Raw genomic sequence first — 15,110 nt, 5'->3', positions numbered from 1 at the left:
TGGCGTGTCCTCGTTTGCTCGGGTTGCCCCGGCGAGGCGCTGGCTCATCGTTCCGATTGTCACTGCGTGGATGCTTCTGGCCGGTACAGCCCACGCCCAGTCGGTGGCCCTGGCCGGCATGATGGGCAGCAAGGCACTGCTGGTGGTCGATGGCGGTGCGCCCAAGTCCGTAGGCCCGGGCGAGACTCACCAGGGCATCAAGGTACTCTCCACGGCAGGCGATCAGGCGGTGATTGAGCAAGCCGGCAAGCGCGTGACGCTGCGTGTGGGCGATGCACCTGTGAGGACCGGCAACGTTGGCGCCAGCGCCGGGCGCGGGACCCGCATCGTGCTGTCAGAAAGCAGCGGTGGCCACTTCGTGACCCCGGGGCAGATCAATGGCCGCGCGGTTCAGTTCATGGTGGACACCGGTGCCACCAGCGTGGCCATGAGCGTGGCCGATGCCGAGCGCGCAGGCATCGACTACAAGGCCGGGCAGCCGGTCGGCATTTCCACGGCCAACGGCAACACCATGGGCTACCGCGTCAAGCTCAACACTGTGCGCGTGGGCGATGTGGAAGTGTTTGACGTCGATGCTGTGGTCACGCCGCAGCCCATGCCGTATTTGCTGCTGGGCAACAGCTTTCTCGGCCGCTTCCAGATGCGCCGCGAAAACAACCAGATGACGCTGGACAAACGCTACTGACGCGTCAGCCCGCGCGGCAACGTGGCAGCTACTTGCCCGCCGCCTTGCCGGCCGGTTTGGCCCCGCCGAGGCGCGACTCGGTTCCCTTGATCAGCTTGTTGATGTTTTCGCGGTGACGCCAGGCCAGCAGCGCGCTGATGGCAAACATCACCACCAGCAAACCCTTGTCGACATACCAGGCGGCACGGTCGCCGAACAGGTAGTAAAGCGGCGCAAACGCGGCAGCCACCAGCGATGCCAGTGACGAGTAGCGCGAAAAGAAGGCCACAATGACCCAGGTGGCGAGCGTGGCCACGCCGAGTATCCAGCTCACGCCCATCAGCACGCCGGCTGCTGTGGCAACGCCCTTGCCGCCTTTGAACTGGAAAAACACCGGGTACAGATGCCCGAGGAACGCAGCCAGGCCGACTGCGGCCACGGTGCCGTCGCCCAGCCCGTAATCGGCGCCGAACCACTTGACCAGCACCACCGGCACCCAGCCCTTGAGGGCGTCCAGCAGCAGTGTGGCGATGGCTGCCTTCTTGCTGCCCGAGCGCAACACATTGGTGGCCCCCGGGTTCTTGCTACCGTAGCTGCGCGGGTCGCTCAGACCCATTACCCTGCTCACGATGACCGCGAAAGACAAGGAGCCAATCAGGTAAGCCGCAACAGTCGCGGCAATCATGTAAACGGTAGGCAAGCCTCAACTCCTGTAAAAATTTTTGACTCTCTGCGATTCTTCATGATCCGATCAACGCTTGGGTTTATCGCTTGGGTTTGCGTACCAACAGGAATCACCGGTCGCTCTCATCTTTCTTCTTCAACAAGCGCGTGGCGAGCCACGGCACCACACCCAGAATCAGCAGGGCCAGCAAGGTGCTGAGCACCGCCGTCGCTTCAAGCCCAGTGCCGACCGCCACACCAATCGCGGCAGTGAGCCACAGACCGGCCGCCGTCGTCAGGCCTTTGACCTGGCTTTCATCACCAGCCCCTTTGAGGATGGTGCCCGCGCCAATGAAGCCAATACCCGCCGCGATGCCCTGAATCACCCGCCCCATCTCTCCGGCACCGCCCGCCACCTGCGAGGGCACCAGCACAAAAAGCGCTGCACCCATGCACACCAGCATGTGGGTGCGAATGCCTGCCGCTTTGCCGCTGTGCTCCCGCTCAAATCCGAGCAAACCGCCCAAAAGTGCGGCCATCAACAGCCGCGTACAGATGATGGTCAGCTCCGACGCGTCGGCAATATCCGAAAACTCGGCCGCCAGCGTTGTGCCGACTTCAGTCCACCATCCACTCATTGAGTTCTCCTGAACAGTCTTCGTTCTCAACCAGTGGCATCAGCGCCAGCTTGGGGGTCTCATTCCGTGAACGGGCATCTTCGATTATTCAGCCAACGCACATTGCACCGGCTTGGCACCCAGCAGCGACACACAGACCTGTGGATCGATTCCCACCAGGTAGCCCCGGCGGCCTCCGTTGATGGCGATTTTAGGCAAGGCCAGAATCGTCTCTTCAATGTAAACCGGCATGGTCTTGCGCGTGCCAAACGGCGAGGTGCCACCCACCAGATAGCCACTGTGGCGATTGGCCACTTCGGGCTTGCAGGGCTCAACGCTCTTGGCACCGATCTGGCGGGCCAGATTCTTGGTGGACACCTTGCGGTTGCCGTGCATCAGCACCAGCAGCGGTTTCGCGTCCTGGTCCTGCATCACCAGCGTCTTCACCACCGTGAACGGATCAAAGCCCAGCACCTCGGCGCTGTGCTGCGCACCGCCATGCTCGAGGTAGTCGTAGGGATGTTCTGTGAAGGGCACTTTATTGGCCTTCAACAACTGCGTGGCTGGTGTCTCGCTGATGTGGTCCCTCCTGCTCACTGCGATGTATCCATGCGCGGGCCAGCGCGGAACCGGCTTCGCCGGGCCGCAGGTGGCGCCCCCCGGGGGGAGGCGCCGAAGGCGCTTCGGGGGGAGTTCATTTTCTACAACGCAGGATCGCGTGCGTCCCAACGAATTTTGTCGATCTCTTCCAAGACCTCGGGTGTGAGCGTGATGCCCCAAGCATCGAGATCTTCGTCGAGCTGCGCCATCGACGTCACGCCGATGATGGTGCTGGCCACCTGCCATTTGGTGTAGCAAAATGCCAGTGCCATCTGCGTCGGCGTGAGGCCGTTGGCGCGGGCCAGCGCGTTGTAGCGGCGCGCGGCGACCAGCGCTTCTGGTCGGCCCCAACGCTGCTTGCGCATCGACTCAAACTTGCCGATGCGCGCCTCTTGCGGCGCTGCCGGGCCTTCAATGCCCGAATCGTCGTACTTGCCGGTCAGCAGACCGAAGCCCAGCGGTGAATACGCCAGCAGGGACACGCCCAATCGGTACATGGTTTCATCCAGTCCGTTTTCTACCGTGCGGTTGATCAGGCAGTACGGGTTCTGCACCGTGGCCACGCGTGGCAGGCCGTGCTGCTCGGCCAGTCGCACAAATTCGTGCACGCCGTAGGGCGACTCGTTCGACAGGCCGATCGCGCGGATCTTGCCCGCCTTCACCAGCCCGGCCAGCGCTTCGAGCTGGGTGTGGATGGACGACACGGGCTTGTCCTTGGCCGGGTCAAAGTACACCATGCCAAAAGCTGGCACATGCCGCACCGGCCAGTGGATCTGGTACAGGTCGATCACGTCGGTCTTCATGCGCTTGAGGCTGTCGTTGCAGGCGCCCACGATGTCTTCGGCGGTCAGGTCGGTGCTGCCGTTGCGAATCCAGGGCATACCGCGCGACGGGCCGGCGACCTTGGTGGCCAGTACCACGCGGCTGCGGGCTGAGGGATTCTTCGCGAACCAGTTGCCGAGGATGGTTTCGGTAGCGCCAAACGTTTCGGCGCGCGCCGGCACCGAGTACATCTCGGCGGTGTCGAGAAAATTGATGCCGCGCTCCAGTGCGCGGTCAAGGATGCTGTGGGCCGACGCTTCGTTGACCTGTTCGCCAAAGGTCATGGTGCCCAGGCAGATGGGGGTGACATGCAGGTCGCTGCTGCCGAGTTGAACGTGTTTCATGTGAATCCGTGAAATGAGGGAAATACCGGGCGCGAAATGCCAAATAACAGAACGAACAGATGCAGGACAGCAAGGCACCGCTCAGCGATTCGGCGGAGGGTGTCGCAGCCCGGGCCGTGCCCGCGTCACTTCTGGCACTCTCTGGCACTCTTAGGTTCCTTAGTTTAATGGGTCACGCCTGTGCGATGGGTGCCGGGTCGTTTGCAGGCAAGTACCTCATCCCGATCGCGCTTTTGTCTTACAACTGCTCACCATTTGCAGGCCTAGCATTCACACACCAGCGCCAACATCTCGTTGCCGACTGAATTCATACCCTGATTCGAGGAGCCATTTCATGACCCATACATCCACCAAATTCATGCCCATCAAATCCCTGACCTGCGTCGCCCTGGCGCTGGCCGTCCTGTCTGGTTGCGCCAACATGAGCGAAACCCAGAAGGGCACCGCGCAAGGCGCTGGCATTGGCGCAGTGGCAGGTGCCCTGCTGGGTGCGGCCACCGGCGGCTCCAAAGGTGCGGCCACCGGCGCCGTCCTCGGCGGTGCAGTCGGTGCAGGTGGCGGCTACATCTGGTCCAAGAAAATGCAGGACCAGAAAGTTGCCATGGAGCAAGCCACTGCAGGAACCGGCGTGGCCGTGAGCCAGACCGCCGACAACCGCCTGAAGCTCGATATCCCGAGCGATGTGTCGTTTGACGTGGGCCGTTCAGCCATCAAACCCAACTTTGCACCGGTGCTGAACCAGTTCGCCACCAGCCTGAACCAGAACAACGTGACGACGGTGACCATCATCGGCCACACCGACAACACCGGCTCTGACGCGATCAACAACCCGCTGTCGGTGGACCGCGCCGATGCCGCCCGTGACTACCTGGTCAGCCGCGGCGTGGCCCGCACCCGCATCATGACCGACGGCCGCGGCTCACGCGAACCGATTGCCGACAACAGCACCCAGCAGGGCCGTGACAAGAACCGCCGTGTTGAAATCTATGTTGCTGAGCAAGTCGCTACCCGCTGATTGAACACCCCTGTCGGGGCTCACTGCGTGTAGCCCCTTCTCCCCTTGCAGGGGACGGCGCCTGCGGCCTGGCATAGCCAGTTCCGCGGCGCCTGCTGGGGAATACAAAAAGCACCTCTTGAGGTGCTTTTTTCGTTTCTCACGCGGCTCAGGTGGTGGCTTTGAAGCGCTCTTCCTCTTGCAGTCGCAACACCCGCCTTTGCACCTTGCCGGTGGTGGTCATCGGCAGTGCGTCGATGAACTCGATTTCCTTGGGGTATTCGTAGGGCGCCAGCATGGTCTTCACGTGGGCCTGGAGTTGGGCCACCAGCTTCTGGTCAAAGCTGGCCTTCTTGCCGGCGTCACGCGCACGCGCTGCGGCGAAGTCGGGCGACAGCACCACATAGGCCTTGACCACTGCGCCGCGTTCCTTGTCAGGCTTGGGCACCACGGCGGCGTTGGCCACTGCCGGGTGTTTGACCAGGCAATTCTCGATCTCCCCCGGTCCGATGCGGTAGCCGGCGGCCTTGAACACGTCGTCGGCGCGGCCTTCGTACCAGAGATAGCCATCGGCATCGCGCCGGGCCAGGTCGCCGGTGCGGCACCAGTCGCCGGTGTACTTGGCCTGTGTGGCAGCCGGGTTCTTCCAGTAACCCAGAAAGAAAATCGGGTCCGGGTCGCCATGCACATCGAAGCGGTTGACGGCCACATCGCCTGGCACACCGACGGGGCATTCATGGCCCTCGTCGTCAATCACCGCCACACGATGGCCGGGGTAGCCCTTGCCCATGCTGCCCGGCTTGGCAGGCCAAAACCGGTGGCAATTTCCGACGACGTAGTTGATCTCCGTCTGGCCGAACATTTCATTGACGACTACGCCCAGTTCGTCGCGGCAGTAGGCGAACACGGCGTCGCCCACCGCTTCGCCAGCGCTCATGATCGCCTGCAACTGCAGCTTGAACTGCCGGCGTGGCTTGGGGTAGGCCTTCATCATGGCTTTGAGCGCAGTGGGGAACAAAAAGCTGTGCGTCACCCCGTACTGCTGCATCAGCGAGAACGCCAGCTCGGGGCTGAAGCGCCCCCTCCAGCCCACGATGGGCCGGCCAAAATACAGCGTGGGCAGCAGCGCGTCCATCAGGCCGCCGGTCCAGGCCCAGTCCGCCGGGCTCCAGAACACCGCATCGGACGACTCGTTGCGCACACCGTCAAAGCCGAACCAGTTCTGGCTGCAGACAAAGCCGCTCAGGTTGCCAATCAGCGCGCGGTGCGGAATCAGTGCGCCCTTGGGCTGGCCCGTGGTGCCGCTGGTGTAGATCAGTATGGCGGCGTCATCGGCCCGCGTCGGCACCGGCTCAAACTGGCCGGACTCGTGGGCCAGTGCAAAGTCGAAGTCCATGTCGGCCAGGCGGCGTGCGTCACCCGCGCCGATCACCACCTCCAGATGAGGGCACTGGTGGCGCACCTGGTTGATGGCGTCGATGCTGATGTCATCGCACAGGGCCACCCGGGCCTCGCTGTCCTGCAGCCGGTACGAGAGCGCCTCGGGCCCGAACAGCGTGGACAGCGGCATCGCCACCGCCCCCATTTGCAGCACCGCGATATAGGCCACGGCGGTTTCAAAGCACTGCGGCAGCACGACGGCTACGCGATCGCCGCGCCGCACGCCCAGCCGCGTGAGCAGCGCCGACAGGCGGTTGGCCGCATCCTGCAGCTGGGCATAGCTGATGCGCGGGCCGTAGCCCTCCGGGTGGTGCCCGATCAGCGCGATGCGCTCGTCGCCATCCGGGCGGGCGGCCCAGCGCCTGCAGCAGACCTCGGCCATGTTGAAGTACTCGTCCACCTGCCAGCGGAAACTGCTGTGCATGGCGGCATAGGCATCTGGGGCGGGACTGAGCTTGTCCCTGTTTTGACTGCGCATCCGAATCGGTCTCCTTATGATTCCGACCAATGTACAAAGAAAAGCGCCCTTCCCGAAGCGAGTTTGTCCCTATCCGTGGCTTGCAGTACCACGTGCGCGTCTGGGGGCCGGCCAACCCTGACAAGCCGCCGCTGGTGCTGGTGCATGGCTGGATGGACGTGGGTGCGTCTTACCAGTTCATGGTGGATGCGCTGTCAGATGCATTCATGGCAGGCCGCCAGGTCATCGCACCCGACTGGCGCGGCTTCGGCCTGACCCGCCGGGGCGATCAGATCGAACCACACACCGTGGGCAATGACCACTACGTGTTTGCCGACTACCTGGCCGACCTGGACTTCCTGCTCGATCACTATGCGGTTGATCAGCCCGTGGACCTGGTCGGCCACAGCATGGGCGGCAATGTGGCCATGCTGTACGCGGGCATCCGGCCGGCACGCATTCGCCGTCTGGTCAATCTGGAAGGCTTTGGCCTGCCCGCCAGTCGCCCCAGCCAGGCCCCGGGGCGCTACGCCAAATGGATCGACGAGCTCAAAAGCCTGCATCGCGGGAAAATGGCCCTCAAGGCCTATGCCGACGTCGGCGGCGTGGCCCAGCGGCTGATGAAAACCAACCCCCGCCTCTCGCTTGAAAAAGCCGCCTGGCTGGCCGCCCACTGGGCCGCACCAGACGCTGAGGGCCAGTGGCGCATTCTGGGCGAGGCCTCGCACAAGGTCACCAGCGCGCAGCTGTATCGGCTCGACGAGGTGCTGGAGATTTACCAGCGCATCACCGCGCCCACGCTGGCGGTGGAGGCATCAGACGACTCCCTCACCACCTGGTACAAGGGCACCTACACCCTGGCCGAGTACCACGAGCGCCTCAAAAAACTGCCGGACGCCCGGGTGGCGGTGGTGGAAGACGCCGGGCACATGCTGCACCACGACCAGCCAGAGCGGCTGGCGGCGCTGATCGAGTCGTTTCTGTAAATCCCGCCCCGGCGCCCTGGCGCGCCAGAGCATGAGAAAATCATGGGTTGCGGCTTTGGGCGCCAGCCCTTGGCCAGACCACTCACCGGATTCCGGTCGCCGTATGGAAGCCACCTCAAGGCCCGGCGCCCCACACACACTTTTCAGGATTGAACACCATGGACGCAGAACGCATCAACATCATCGGCAACCAGCTCGCTGACCTGAGCAACCGGGTCAACGAGCTTCGGGGGTATCTTTGACTACCCTGCCAAAGAACGAAAACTGAACGAAGTCAACGCCGCGCTGGAAGACCCGAAGGTCTGGGACAACCCCAAGCGCGCACAGGAACTCGGTAAGGAAAAGAAATCGCTCGAAGACGTGGTGCACGTCATCGACCGGCTCTCGTCCGAACTGGCTGATAACAGCGAGCTGTTCGAGATGTCCAAGCTCGAAGGCGACGAGGCCGGCATGCAGGCCATCGAGGGCGAAGCCGTCAAGGTGGCCACCGAAGTCGAGAAGATGGAATTTCGCCGGATGTTCAACAACCCGGCCGACCCCCTGCCCTGCTTTCTCGACATACAGGCTGGCGCCGGCGGCACCGAAGCCTGCGACTGGGCCAGCATGCTGCTGCGCCAGTACCTCAAGTACGCAGAGCGCAAGGGCTTCAAGACCACCATCGAAGACGAAACCGCGGGCGACACCGCCGGCATCAAGGGCGCCACCATCAAGATCGAGGGCGAGTACGCCTTCGGACTGCTGCGCACCGAAACCGGCGTGCACCGCCTGGTGCGCAAGTCGCCGTTTGATTCATCTGGCGGGCGCCACACCTCGTTTGCTTCGGTGTTTGTGTACCCCGAGATCGACGACTCGATCGAGATCGACATCAACCCGTCGGACGTGCGCACCGACACCTTCCGCGCCAGCGGCGCTGGCGGCCAGCACATCAACAAGACCGACTCGGCCGTGCGCCTGACGCACATCCCGACCGGCATCGTTGTGCAATGTCAGGACGGCCGCAGCCAGCACAGCAACCGCGACGTGGCGTGGAAGCGCCTGCGCTCGCGCCTGTATGACCACGAAATGCGCAAGCGCCAGGCCGAGCAGCAGAAACTGGAAGACAGCAAGACCGACGTGGGCTGGGGCCACCAGATTCGCAGCTACGTGCTGGACCAGAGCCGGATCAAGGACCTGCGCACCAACTACGAAACCTCGGCCACGCAGAAAGTGCTCGACGGCGATCTCGATCCGTTCATTGAAGCCTCACTGAAGCAGGGCGTCTGAAGCCCCGCCCGGCCCACAGACCAGGAATCCGTTTTTATCTCCACACCTTTAGGACATCTCCATGTTGCAAATGCTTGACGACCGGGGAACAGGGCCAGCCGCGCCTGCAGTCATTCACCGTGCGGACTACCTCGCCCCCGCCTTCTGGATTGATACGGTCGACCTGTGCTTTGACCTCGACCCGGCCAAAACGCGCGTGCTCAACAAGATGACGCTGCGCCGCAACCCTGACGTTCCAGCGCAGGCCTTGCGCCTCGATGGCGAAGAGCTGAATCTGGCGCGCGTGCTGGTCAACGGCCAGGGCACCAGCTTCAAGATGGACGGCAACCAGCTGGTGCTGGAGAATCTGCCCGAAGGCCCTGAGCCCATCGAGCTGGAAATCTTCACCACCACCTGCCCGGCGAAGAACACCAAGCTGATGGGCCTGTACGTGAGCAACGACTCCTTCTTCACCCAGTGTGAAGCCGAGGGTTTCCGCCGCATCACCTACTTCCTTGACCGGCCCGACGTGATGGCTAGCTACACCGTGACGCTGCGCGCCGACAAGGCCAAGTACCCGGTGCTGCTCTCCAACGGCAATCTGGTGGACCAGGGCACGCTCGACGATGGTCGTCACTTTGCCAAGTGGGTTGATCCACATAAGAAGCCCAGCTACCTGTTCGCACTGGTAGCGGGCAAGCTAGTGGCGCGTGAGCAACGCATCACCTCGCGCGGTGGCAAGGACCACCTGTTGCAGGTCTATGTGCGCCCCGGCGACCTCGACAAGACCGAACACGCGATGAACTCGCTCATGGCCAGCGTGGCCTGGGACGAAGCGCGCTTCGGCCTGCCGCTGGATCTGGAGCGTTTCATGATCGTCGCCACCAGCGACTTCAACATGGGCGCGATGGAGAACAAGGGCCTGAACATCTTCAACACCAAGTACGTGCTGGCCAATCAGGCCACCGCGACCGACACGGATTTCTCGAACATCGAAAGCGTGGTCGGGCATGAGTACTTCCACAACTGGACGGGCAACCGCATCACCTGCCGCGACTGGTTCCAGCTGAGCCTGAAGGAAGGCCTGACCGTTTTCCGCGACCAGGAATTCAGTCAGGACCTGTGCGCCGAGGCCTCGGCCCGCGCCGTGAAACGCATTGAAGACGTTCGCGTGCTGCGCACCGCCCAGTTCCCCGAAGACGCTGGCCCGATGGCGCACCCGGTGCGGCCAGACAGCTACATCGAGATCAGCAACTTCTACACCGTCACCATTTACGAAAAAGGTGCCGAAGTGGTCCGCATGATGCAGACTTTGGTCGGCAGAGCGGGCTTCGAGAAGGGCATGACGCTCTACTTCGAGCGCCACGACGGCCAGGCCGTGACCTGCGACGATTTCGCACAAGCGATTGCCGACGCCAACCCCGGCTCACCGCTCGCCAGCCTGCTGCCGCAGTTCAAGCGCTGGTACAGCCAGGCCGGCACACCGCGCGTGCAGGCGCAGGGCGTGTACGACGTGGCTGCGCGCAGCTACACGCTCACGCTCAGCCAGAGCTGCGCCCCCACGCCGGGCCAGGCCGACAAACAGCCGTTTGTGATTCCGGTGGGCTTGGGCCTGCTGGGCGCCGATGGCCGCGACCTGCCCCTGCAGCAGCAAGGCCACAGTGAGGTCATTACCGGCACGCAAACGCTGGTGCTCACCGAAGCCAGCCAGAGCTTCACCTTTGTCGGCATCGACAGCGAGCCTGTGCCGTCCATCCTGCGCGGCTTCAGCGCACCGGTGGTGTTGTCGTTTGACTATTCCGATGCACAGCTGCTGCACCTGCTGGCCCACGACAGCGACCCCTTCAACCGCTGGGAAGCTGGCCAGCGCCTCGCGGTCAACCGCGCGATTGCAGCCATCCAGTCGCTTGCTGTCAATCCATCAGCCCCCACCACCCACCTGCTGGACGAGGCCTACATCGGCGCGATGCGTCAGGTGCTCAACCACCCCACGCTCGACGCCGCCTTCAAGGAGCTGGTGCTCACGCTGCCGTCGGAAACCTATCTGGCCGAGCAGCTGGATGTGGTGGACCCACAGCAAATCCATGCGGTACGCGAAGCCATGCGCCAGCAACTGGCCACCGCACTGCAACCCGACTGGGAAGCCGCCTACGCCGCCTGTGAGAACACCGGCGCCTACACGCCAGACCCGACCTCTTCAGGCCGCCGCGCACTGGCCGGCATGGCGCTCACGCACCTGTGTCTGGCCGCCAATGCAAGTGGCGACGCGGTGTGGCCTGGCAAGACCCTGCAGCGCTTCAAGGACGCCGCCAATATGACGGACCGCTTCAATGCGCTGGCCGCGCTGGTGTCCAGTGGCCATCCGCTGGCGGCTGAGGCGCTGACGCGCTTCCACACCATGTTCAGGGACGAGGCTCTCGTCATCGACAAGTGGTTTGCGTTGCAGGCCGGCTCGCCAGACCGCGGCGGCAACATCCTGCCTGCCGTGAAGCAGCTGATGAAGCACGGCGACTTCAGCCTGCGCAACCCCAACCGCGCCCGCAGTGTGATCAGCACCTACTGCCATGCCAACCCGGCCGGCTTTCACCGTGCCGACGCAGCAGGCTATGTGTTCTGGAGCGAGCGGGTGATCGAGCTCGACGCCATCAATCCGCAAGTGGCCGCACGCCTGGCCCGCGCGCTGGACCGCTGGAGCAAGCTGGCAGAGCCGTACCGCAGCGCCGCCCGCGAAGCCATTGCCCGCGTTGCTGCCCGACCTGACCTGAGCAAGGACACGCAGGAAGTCGTGAGCCGTGCCCTCGGCAACTGACACCTGATTCGGATTGATGCATAGTGCGCAGATCAAACCGCCTTACCGTTCAGGCTGAGCCTGTCGAAGCCCTTCATCACGCGTTCATGACCGTTTCGACACGACAGCCCCGCTAGACCCCAAAGGATTCCGCCATGTCCCAGAAAATCTCCCTCACCCGCTACCTGGTCGAGCAGCAGCGATCTGAAGGCCATATCCCCTCGCATCTGCGCCTGCTGCTGGAAGTGGTGGCCCGCGCCTGCAAAAGCATCAGCCAGGCCGTGAACAAGGGTGCCCTCGGTGGGGTGCTGGGCACAGCCGGTAGCGAGAACGTGCAGGGCGAGGTGCAGAAAAAGCTCGACATCATCGCCAATGAGGTGCTGATCGAGGCCAACGAATGGGGCGGCCACCTGGCGGCCATGGCCTCGGAAGAGATGGACAGCATCTATCTGGTGCCCAACCGCTACCCGCAGGGCGAGTACCTGCTGCTGTTTGACCCACTCGACGGCTCCAGCAACATCGATGTGAACGTGAGCATCGGCACCATCTTCAGCGTGCTCAAAAAGCCGGACGGCAGCAGTGGCGTATCAGAAAGCGACTTCCTGCAGCCCGGTTGCAAGCAGGTCGCCGCTGGCTACTGCGTGTACGGCCCCCAAACCACGCTGGTACTGACGGTGGGCGACGGCGTGGCCATGTTCACGCTCGACCGCGAGCAGGGCTCATTCGTGCTGATCGAAGAGAACGTACGCGTGCCCGAAGACACCAAAGAGTTCGCCATCAACATGAGCAACATGCGCCACTGGGACGAGCCCGTCAAGCGCTACATCGACGAATGCCTGCAAGGCAAAGACGGCCCGCGCGGCAAGGACTTCAACATGCGCTGGATCGCCTCCATGGTGGCCGACGTGCACCGCATCCTGACCCGCGGCGGCATCTTCATGTACCCCTGGGACAAGCGCGAACCCGAAAAGGCCGGCAAGCTGCGGCTGATGTACGAAGCCAATCCCATGAGCTGGCTCATCGAGCAGGCTGGCGGCGCCGCCACCAACGGCAAGCAGCGCATTCTCGATCTTCAACCCACCAAGCTGCACGAGCGCGTCAGCGTCATCCTGGGCAGCAAGAACGAGGTCGAGCGCGTCACGGCCTACCACGCCGCGAAGAATTAGCCGGATATAATCTCAGGCTGTACTGAAAAATAACGCCGGTGTAGCTCAGTCGGTAGAGCAGCTCATTCGTAATGAGAAGGTCGGGTGTTCGATTCATCTCTCCGGCACCAGTAAATAAAGAAAAGCCAGCTATCATTTTGATAGCTGGCTTTTTTCTTTTGTGCCGATGTAACTATGGATGTAAGCAAATTTTGTAGGCCGAGTTTGTATCAGTGGCACAGTTAGCGAGTCGGCACCTCCGTGAATTGATCGCTCAACAGCAGGGGACTCAAAATCCCCCGACGAAAGTCGTGCCGGTTCGATTCCGGCCGCGGGCACCATAGCTTTTCTGCTATGTTTTTGCGAGTAATTGCCGCATCGTTGCCGCATCAGTTCTATCGCAGGCCCATTGCCACTCGCGCGGTGACGCATTTGCTCTATGAGTACGGCAATCGGCGCATAGTTAGCCACGTTGAATTTGTTTATCTCGGCTTGAAGTTCACTGGCAGAACGACGCCCTCTTCTGTCGCCTCGTAATTTCCAGCAAAACCTACGCCAAAACCTACGCCTCAACAGAACGAGGATTTGTTAATCGCTGTGTGCTTAAGTAAGTACAGAGGAGCTGCGAATCTTTAGTCTCGCCCACGCGAATCGATCACCTGATGGCTTCATGGCGTCTTCGGAAATACCAGCCAAGGGTTTAGATGTAGCGTCATCGATCTCATGTTGTCGGCCTGCATCTGATTCGATTGCTTCCCGCCAGAAAATACGCTCACGATCCGTAGACAATTTTTCTGATGGGGCTACCATTCAAGCCATGTTCTCCCGATCGACTTAGCTCATTGCGCTGGTCTATTTGCGTCAATCAGCGCACCGCTGCAAAATCTAACGATGAACGATCAGATCCGGCATTGGGCCGAAAATCCGCTCTGGACCAGCGCGCTAGAGCGCTACTACGAACGAAGGGATTCTGGCGCAAGGTCCCTTGAACTAGATATTGCCGCGCTCGAAGAACTTCTCTTCTCAGCAAAGACGCCGGCGTATGAGTGAATCGCCCTGAGTTTGATGGAGACCCGGTGGCTTAAGTCAGACCAGTATGACGGCCTGACTGGGTAAGCGCCGATAGTAATCTTCTTCAGTTTCGATAAGCGGAATGTATCTGATGGGCTCTCGCAGAGAGTGGTGATTAAATCGGGACTGCCATCCCGGCGTGGCTGTCCACAGCGTGATCGGCCGTGACGCAGCTGCCCTAATTAATTTCAGCCCGACTTCAGAATCGCATCGATGCCGCACAACGCTTCAAGCGAGCCGGAAGGTAGGCTGATGTCTCTCGAGCTCGGTACTTGAGGTTCCCGTGGGTTGATACGGATGATGCAGCCATCGAATTCGTGGCTAATTCGGTGGCTGAAACGCCTTACAGACGGGATCGCTGTTCCAGCCCCTATCTCCACCACCACCACGCGTGCCTGATTCTCTGCAATCTTTGCAAGCCACGTCGATTCGAGTCGTGCCTGTGACTGGGTTCGATCCTCAACCCAACTCGAGTCGTTAAACATGAGGACGTTCGGTCGCGCCAGTGCCCCGCAATGAGGACAAAGTGGCGGTGCATTCAGGAGGCAACAGCTTTCATCGTCCACTTCAGGATCGAACCCGTCAGCGCTCCAGACTGTAGATGTACATTGGTTAATGCACTGTAGATGATGAATAGACCCGTGGCATTCGTGAATCTGGTCTTCTGAAAAGCCAGCCTTCTGAAACTGCCCGTCGACGTTGCTTGTGAAGACCCGAGCGCCGAGCGGCATACGTTCAGCCCACCGCCTCAGAATGTCAAAACCAGCGTGCGGAATAGTCTTGCGGTACAGCGAAAGACGGTGCCCATAGAAGCCCCAGGCAAGGCGTGGATTCTCCTCAAAAGTCCGTGGACTGGCGACCTCTGCGAAATTGAGATTGGCCCTGGCCAAGGCTGGGTAGGTGCGCCAAAATCCCTCGTTACCCCGAAAATCAGGAAGGCCCGAGTCTACTCCCATGCCGGCGCCGGCCGCAATCACCAGCGAATCTGCATCGGCAATCAGATCGGCAGCTTTCTGGAGCCTGAAATCAATGCTTTCGGTATCCATATCAACCCCACGCGGCGAAGCCAGTTTCCAGCATTGCCCGCCTTGTCTCTGCTGACAACCTGACACCATGCACGTCATAGAGTGTTGATTTCCAGATGAAATTGACCCCTTTGAGCTGAGTTTTTTCATCGAAATTTGACCCCTTGAGTAAAGTTTCCTGCTTACTTTTTAAGCAGGAGGGACCAAGGAGTGATCAAAGTGGGAACACTGGCAAAGATCCGGCGGCTGCAC

At 61.7% G+C, this 15,110-nt stretch carries 13 protein-coding genes and 1 tRNA gene; 8 read left to right on the top strand and 6 right to left on the bottom strand.

All coding sequences use genetic code 11. From position 1 onward, the window contains the following. Positions 1-4 precede the first annotated feature (4 nt). A complete protein-coding gene (locus tag AAG793_RS00070) occupies positions 5-685 on the top strand; it encodes a retropepsin-like aspartic protease (RefSeq protein ID WP_341902359.1) in 681 nt (226 codons plus the stop codon). Positions 686-713: 28 nt separating this feature from the next. Here AAG793_RS00070 and plsY read toward each other — a convergent pair whose 3' ends face one another. From plsY to AAG793_RS00050, 4 genes are all read right to left on the bottom strand, one after another. Continuing rightward, positions 714-1,364 (bottom strand): glycerol-3-phosphate 1-O-acyltransferase PlsY, encoded by a 651-nt coding sequence (gene plsY / locus AAG793_RS00065; RefSeq protein ID WP_341902356.1) that lies wholly within the window; start codon positions 1,362-1,364, stop codon positions 714-716. A gap of 94 nt (positions 1,365-1,458) precedes the next feature. Continuing rightward, positions 1,459-1,965, bottom strand: coding sequence for an MgtC/SapB family protein (locus AAG793_RS00060; RefSeq protein WP_341902354.1), 507 nt, complete (start codon positions 1,963-1,965; stop codon positions 1,459-1,461). A gap of 84 nt (positions 1,966-2,049) precedes the next feature. Then, positions 2,050-2,541: an aminoacyl-tRNA deacylase gene (locus tag AAG793_RS00055; RefSeq protein WP_341902351.1), complete on the bottom strand. Its 492-nt coding sequence runs from the start codon at positions 2,539-2,541 to the stop codon at positions 2,050-2,052. Between the two features lie 104 nt (positions 2,542-2,645). Next, the gene (locus AAG793_RS00050) at positions 2,646-3,710 is read right to left on the bottom strand and encodes an aldo/keto reductase (protein ID WP_341902349.1); all 1,065 of its coding nucleotides are present in this window, start codon (positions 3,708-3,710) and stop codon (positions 2,646-2,648) included. A gap of 334 nt (positions 3,711-4,044) precedes the next feature. On the opposite strand from AAG793_RS00050, the gene AAG793_RS00045 reads away from it, so the two are divergent. Further along, on the top strand, positions 4,045-4,725 hold the full coding sequence (locus AAG793_RS00045) for an OmpA family protein (RefSeq protein WP_341902346.1): 681 nt from the start codon (positions 4,045-4,047) through the stop codon (positions 4,723-4,725). 148 nt (positions 4,726-4,873) lie between these two features. On the opposite strand, the gene AAG793_RS00040 is transcribed toward AAG793_RS00045, so the two are convergent. Next, a complete protein-coding gene (locus tag AAG793_RS00040) occupies positions 4,874-6,622 on the bottom strand; it encodes an AMP-binding protein (protein WP_341902344.1) in 1,749 nt (582 codons plus the stop codon). Between the two features lie 29 nt (positions 6,623-6,651). On the opposite strand from AAG793_RS00040, the gene AAG793_RS00035 reads away from it, so the two are divergent. From AAG793_RS00035 to AAG793_RS00010, 6 genes are all read left to right on the top strand, one after another. Continuing rightward, entirely contained in the window at positions 6,652-7,587 is a 936-nt protein-coding gene (locus AAG793_RS00035; protein WP_341902341.1) for an alpha/beta hydrolase, read from the top strand. Between the two features lie 158 nt (positions 7,588-7,745). Continuing rightward, positions 7,746-8,850, top strand: a protein-coding gene (gene prfB, locus AAG793_RS00030; protein ID WP_341902338.1) for a peptide chain release factor 2 whose coding sequence is annotated in 2 segments (ribosomal slippage) — positions 7,746-7,826 and positions 7,828-8,850 — 1,104 coding nt in all. Because the reading frame shifts where the segments join, the coding sequence is not laid out codon by codon here. Positions 8,851-8,911: 61 nt separating this feature from the next. Further along, entirely contained in the window at positions 8,912-11,638 is a 2,727-nt protein-coding gene (pepN, locus tag AAG793_RS00025) for an aminopeptidase N (protein ID WP_341902335.1), read from the top strand. 134 nt (positions 11,639-11,772) lie between these two features. Next, the gene (locus tag AAG793_RS00020) at positions 11,773-12,783 is read left to right on the top strand and encodes a class 1 fructose-bisphosphatase (RefSeq protein ID WP_341902332.1); all 1,011 of its coding nucleotides are present in this window, start codon (positions 11,773-11,775) and stop codon (positions 12,781-12,783) included. A 34-nt stretch (positions 12,784-12,817) separates the two neighbouring features. Further along, positions 12,818-12,893 (top strand) — tRNA-Thr (locus AAG793_RS00015). Positions 12,894-13,653: 760 nt separating this feature from the next. After that, positions 13,654-13,812, top strand: coding sequence for a hypothetical protein (locus AAG793_RS00010; protein WP_341902329.1), 159 nt, complete (start codon positions 13,654-13,656; stop codon positions 13,810-13,812). Positions 13,813-14,021: 209 nt separating this feature from the next. On the opposite strand, the gene AAG793_RS00005 is transcribed toward AAG793_RS00010, so the two are convergent. Continuing rightward, positions 14,022-14,879, bottom strand: a complete 858-nt coding sequence (locus AAG793_RS00005; protein ID WP_341905301.1) for a Sir2 family NAD-dependent protein deacetylase — start codon at positions 14,877-14,879, stop codon at positions 14,022-14,024. Positions 14,880-15,110 lie beyond the last annotated feature (231 nt).

The sequence above is a fragment of the Polaromonas sp. YR568 genome (assembly GCF_943372955.1).
In the GTDB taxonomy this organism is placed as follows: Bacteria; Pseudomonadota; Gammaproteobacteria; order Burkholderiales; family Burkholderiaceae_C; genus Polaromonas.
Note: the sequence above shows the minus strand (reverse complement) of the source record. Positions and strands in the feature narration are given on the sequence as shown.

What these genes read in the sequence shown, in the direction of transcription:
- AAG793_RS00060 (WP_341902354.1), bottom strand. Translation starts at nt 1,965, where the DNA reads ATGAGTGGATGGTGGACTGAAGTCGGCACAACGCTGGCGGCCGAGTTT.
- AAG793_RS00050 (WP_341902349.1), bottom strand. Translation starts at nt 3,710, where the DNA reads ATGAAACACGTTCAACTCGGCAGCAGCGACCTGCATGTCACCCCCATC.
- AAG793_RS00045 (WP_341902346.1), top strand. Translation starts at nt 4,045, where the DNA reads ATGACCCATACATCCACCAAATTCATGCCCATCAAATCCCTGACCTGC.
- AAG793_RS00040 (WP_341902344.1), bottom strand. Translation starts at nt 6,622, where the DNA reads ATGCGCAGTCAAAACAGGGACAAGCTCAGTCCCGCCCCAGATGCCTAT.
- AAG793_RS00035 (WP_341902341.1), top strand. Translation starts at nt 6,652, where the DNA reads ATGTACAAAGAAAAGCGCCCTTCCCGAAGCGAGTTTGTCCCTATCCGT.
- pepN (WP_341902335.1), top strand. Translation starts at nt 8,912, where the DNA reads ATGTTGCAAATGCTTGACGACCGGGGAACAGGGCCAGCCGCGCCTGCA.
- AAG793_RS00020 (WP_341902332.1), top strand. Translation starts at nt 11,773, where the DNA reads ATGTCCCAGAAAATCTCCCTCACCCGCTACCTGGTCGAGCAGCAGCGA.
- AAG793_RS00010 (WP_341902329.1), top strand. Translation starts at nt 13,654, where the DNA reads ATGAACGATCAGATCCGGCATTGGGCCGAAAATCCGCTCTGGACCAGC.
- AAG793_RS00005 (WP_341905301.1), bottom strand. Translation starts at nt 14,879, where the DNA reads ATGGATACCGAAAGCATTGATTTCAGGCTCCAGAAAGCTGCCGATCTG.